Here is a 208-nt window from a genome sequence, read left to right as displayed (position 1 = left end):
GCCCAATCGCCAGATCTTTGTGGTGGTCGAGGGCGTGTATTCGATGGACGGGGACCTCGCACCGTTGCCGCGCGTGAGCGAACTGTGCCGCGAATACGGTGCAACGCTGGTGGTCGACGATGCACACGGCACGGGCGTGATGGGCCAGAGCGGCCACGGCACGTCGGAGCATTTCGGCATGACGAGCGGCATCGACCTCTGCATGGGC

Annotated in this window: 1 protein-coding gene; it reads left to right on the top strand. The window is 65.4% G+C overall.

Going from position 1 to position 208, the window contains the following annotated elements; translation table 11 throughout:
• Positions 1-208, top strand: a 208-nt coding sequence (locus U5782_RS41580; protein ID WP_322049661.1) for an aminotransferase class I/II-fold pyridoxal phosphate-dependent enzyme, incomplete at both ends; no start/stop codon positions are given.

Source organism: Paraburkholderia sp. J67 (genome assembly GCF_905220265.1).
Taxonomy (GTDB): domain Bacteria; phylum Pseudomonadota; class Gammaproteobacteria; order Burkholderiales; family Burkholderiaceae; genus Paraburkholderia.
Note: the sequence above shows the minus strand (reverse complement) of the source record. Positions and strands in the feature narration are given on the sequence as shown.